We start from the raw sequence: 4,976 nt of genomic DNA, 5'->3' as shown, positions 1-4,976 counted from the left end.
ACCACACTGCGATGACTGACCGCCACCCCCTTCGGCCGACCCGTCGACCCCGACGTGAAAATCACATACGCCGTATTCCCCGACCGCAACGGCGCAACCCGATCCACATCCGAGACAGGAGCATCCGAAAAACCAGACACATCAACAACATCAACCTCGACCACCGGCACCACACCAGCATCGAAACCAACATCAGAAGTACTGACCACACACACCGGCGACGCCGCCGCCAACACATACCCATTACGCTCCGCAGGCTGATCCGGATCCACCGGAACATACCCACCACCAGCCCTGAGCACACCGTAAACCGCAACCAACAAATCAACCGACCGACGAACCGCAACACCCACCAACGACTCCGGCCCCACACCCACCGAAACCAAATACCTGGCAAAACGATTCACCCGAGCATCGAACTCCGCATACGACAGAGACTGCCCCTCGAACGAGAGCGCTACCGCATCCGGAGACGCCGCCACCTGCGCAACAAACCCATCCAACACCGACACACCCCCAACCTCACGAGCCGTGTCATTCCACCCCTCGAGCACCAACGAACGCTCAACAGAATCCAAAATATCAACGTCACCAACACGCACCGAAGGATCGGTGGCTGCGGAGGAGAGCAGTCGAAGAACTCTGTCCAGCAACGCAGTTGCGTAGTCGGCATCGAAGAAGTCCGGTAGGTACCGCAGCGTCAAGTGCAACTGCTCGTCGAGTGCGATCAGCAGGGTCAACGGGTAGTTCGTGGAATCGTCCGAGGCAATGTCGTCGATCATCATTCCGTCGAGAACATCCGCCTGTGCGGCGAGGCCCTCACGGTCGACCGGGTACGACTCGAATACAACCAACGTGTCGAACAGTGTTCCGACGTCCGCTGCTTTCTGGACATCGGTCAAACCGAGATAGTGATGATCAAGCATTCTCGCCTGCTCGATCTGGACCCTGGCAACCAATTCTTCGACGGACTCCGCGGCGTCGAGGCGCACCCGCACGGGGAGGGTGTTGATGAACAACCCGACCATCGATTCGACGCCGGTGAGCGCCGGTGGCCGGCCGGACACTGTTGCACCGAAGACAACGTCGTCGGTTCCGGTCAACGCACCGAGCAGGACCGCCCACGCGCTCTGCACGATCGTGTTGGCGGTGACCCCGAGTCGTGCGGCCAGAGCGGTGAGCGCCGCGGTTGTCTCCGACGACATCGACACGTTCAGCTTCTGTGACAGCGCGGTGAATTCCTGTCCGCCTGTGACCTGAGCAAGCAGCGTCGGCTCTTCGACGCCGGAAAGCACATCCGCCCAGGCTGTGAGTGATCGATCACGATCCTGATCGACAAGCCACGCCAGGTAATTGCGATAGCTACGCACACGCGGAAGAACCGAGTCGTCACCACGCGTCGCGTACAGCGCCAACAGGTTCTGCAAGAGCAGTGGCACCGACCAACCGTCGAGAATAATGTGGTGATTCGCCACCACCAAGCGATAGTCCCCCTCCGCCATGGTGACGAAGGTGAACCGAATCAACGGCGGTGACGCCATGTCGAAGTGTGTCGCCTGGTCAGCCGTCAAAACTTCGTTCAGAGCTGCCTCACGGTCGACGGCCGCAATATCGCTGAGATCGATGTTCCGCCACGGGACTGGAACGTCTTCGAGGACTATCTGGACCGGCGTTCCGTCGTCGTCGGCCGTGAATGCCGTTCGCAGGTTCGCATAACGGTCGATGATTCCCTGTGCTGCAGTGCGCAATCGGTCGGCATCCACCTTCCCGGACAGAGTGAGAATCATCTGCACCGAGTAGAGGTCGACGCTGGATTCTGCCAACATCGCGTGGAAGAGCAAACCGGACTGCAGCGGTGCCAGGGGCCAGATGTCGGTCACCGTACCGAATCGATTCTCGAAGCCGTCGATATCTCGTTGGCTCACGGAGACAAGCGGCACGTCGGACGGTGTGAGTCCACCGGCTCCGACGGATCGAGAATGCTCCGCCAGCGCGGTCAGTGCTTCGACCCAAATCTGTGCAAATGCCTCGACACTCTCGCCGTCGATGGCACCGACGGGGTACGCGAAGGACGCCTCCAGAACAGCACCGTCTGCTCCGTCGTTGACGATCGCATTGATGTCGACGACCTTGTTTGCGGGCATGTCGATGTCTTCGGGTGCGGACACCTTGGCAAAATCGCCCGCCGGCAGCCACCCGAGTCCCTCGACACCTGCCGGAAGATCCTCGGCGACAACTCTTCCCAGGTAGTTGAAGCTGACCTGTCCCCCGGCGAAGCGAGAAAGCACTGCGCGCGTGTCTTCGTTCAGGTAGCGCAGCAGTCCGTACCCGACGCCCTTGTCCGGGATCGCCAGCAGCTGTTCCTTCACTGCTTTGATCGCGCGTCCCGCCGAATCACCTCCGGCGAAAGCGTCACCCAGATCAACATCGGAAAGATCGAGACTGATCGGGAAGGCAGCGGTGAACCAGCCAACGGTCCTTGACAGATCCGCGCCAGGAATCACGGCTTCTTCGCGGCCGTGGCCCTCCAGTTGCAGCAAAGCAGACGTCGAGTCGATTCCGCCTCGGCGACGCCACTCGATCAGCGCGAGTGCCAGTCCAGCGAGCAGGCCGTCGTTGGCGCCGCCGTTGAAAACCTCCGGCAGCGTGGTCAACAGAGTCTCCGTCACCTGAGTGGGGACCGTCACGCTTATCCGCTGAACCGTTGCCGCAACGTCGACGGCAGAGTCGTACGCCCTCTTACCCAGCACCGGGTCCGGTGTCTGCAACGCCTTCCGCCACGTATCCAGCTCGGCCACACGCGAATCCCGATGGGCCTCTTCGGACAAAGCATGAGCCCAGCGTCGCATCGACGTACCGGTCGGCTCGAGAGCAACATCCCCCGTCGTTCCGGCTACATCCCCCGTCGCTCCGCTCGCCCCGGCCATCTGAGCCGCAGCCGACACCAGATCCGGAACGATGATTCGCCAGGAGACCCCGTCGACGATCAGGTGATGTGCAGCAATGATCAAGCGCCCGGTGCGAGCGGGACCGAAGTCGACCCACACGAACTGAACCATTACGCCGTCCGCCGGATTCAACCGGCCGAGAGCCTCGTCGAGGCCCTTGGAAGCCGTGAGAATAATTGTCGACTCGTCCGCAGACGCATCAACATCCACGCGGCTGAGCAAATCCTCGACGTCCACGGTTCCAGGCTCGGAGACCGACATTCCCCATCCGCGACCGTCGGAGATCAACCGCGAGCGGAACATGTCGTGGTGGTCGACGACTGCAGCGAGTGTTCGCACGATGTCGGCTCGCTGCACTCCGAGTGGAAGCTCGAGAGTCATCGTCTGTGTGAATCGGTTGTAGCTGCCACCGCGCTCGACCATGAATCGTTCGATCGGCGTCAACGGCATCCAGCCGACTCCACCGCCCGGCAACTCCTCGAGCACCACCGCGGCCTCGACGTCGGCGGCATACTTCGCCACTTCGGCCAATGCCGCGACAGTCTTGCTCTCGAAGACGTCACTGGGTGCGAATACGACCCCACGTGCCTTCGCACGAGAGACGAGTTGGATGGACATGATCGAGTCGCCGCCCTGAGCGAAGAACGAGTCGTCGGTGCCGATGCGATCCAGGCCGAGAACGTCCGCGAAGATCTCGCTCAGGATTTGTTCCATCTCGGTGACCGGGGCGCGGAATTCCTTGGTCTCGAAAACCGGTGCTGGGAGCGCTTTTCGGTCCAGCTTGCCTGCCGGACTGAGCGGCATGTCCGAGGAGACCATGACCGAAGCCGGAACCATATGGGCCGGGAGGGTTCTGGAGACAAATTCGATCAATTCCGCCGAAGTGACCGAAGCGTGCTTTCCGGTGAACACGTACGACACCAGCGCCGGGGCACCCGACGGCAGGGTCGTACCCATCGTCGCAGCGAACTCGACCTCGGGGTGTGCCGTCAGCGATGCATCGATTTCGCCCAGTTCGATACGGAAACCGCGAATCTTGACCTGGAAATCGTTGCGGCCCACGTATTCCACGGCGTAGGTGGAGGGTGCCGTTCCAGCGACCCAGCGCACCACGTCACCGGTTCGGTACATTCGCTCGCCCGGATTACCGTGCGGGTTTGCCACGAATCGATCGGCACTCAAGCCTGGACGACGATGATAGCCGCGGGTCACCTGAGGACCGGACAGATACAGCTCGCCCGAGACTCCCAGTGGAACTGGATTGAGTCGTGTGTCCAGGACGAATGCGGCCATGTCACCGATCGTGGCGCCGATGTCCATTCGGTCACCGGGCAGAAGCGGAACGCTGACGTTCGTCACGATCGTCGTCTCGGTCGGGCCGTAGACATTCAGGAATGTCCTGGGAGCCGAAGCCGACGCGGCCGATCCGTCCCCTGTCGTCCACTTGCTGATCAGTTCCGGCGAATACGCTTCGCCACCCACGCCTACCACCGTCAGGTCGTCCAGGCCGCTCGGGTCCATCGACGCCAGGGCAGCGGGTGTGATGAACGCATGCGTGACTCGTTCGCTACGGAACACCTCAGCCAGTTCGTCGCCGCCGTACACGCCAGGCGGGACGATGACCATCGTCGCGCCGGTGGCCACCGCGAGGAACAACTCGAGCATCGACGCGTCGAAACTCGGTGACGCGAAGTGCAATGTCCGCGAGGTGGGCTTCACGAGGTAATGCGCGGCCTGCGTGACACTGAAGCTCGCCAGTCCCGCGTTGGTTGCGACAACGCCCTTCGGCAGTCCTGTCGTGCCGGAGGTGTAGATGACCCAAGCCGGATGAGCAGTCGTCAGTGGACGGACACGTTCGTCGGCATCGATTGGCGCTCCGGACACTCCGGCGATCATCTGTTCGCCGAGCGGTCCGTCCACGACCAACCACTCGACTTCGTCGGCGAGATTCGGACGTTCGACGTCGAGGGTCAGGCCAACCTTCGCACCCGAGTCGCTGAGCATGTGCGCGATACGGTCTGCCGGATA

Annotated in this window: 1 protein-coding gene; it reads right to left on the bottom strand. The window is 61.8% G+C overall.

Features of this window, described 5'->3' with window-relative positions; translation table 11 throughout:
* Window positions 1-4,976: condensation domain-containing protein (locus ACYP01_RS09075; RefSeq protein ID WP_459679509.1), on the bottom strand; the 4,976-nt coding region annotated here is incomplete at both ends.

The organism is Rhodococcus sp. no. 34, from assembly GCF_054589475.1.
Note: the sequence above shows the minus strand (reverse complement) of the source record. Positions and strands in the feature narration are given on the sequence as shown.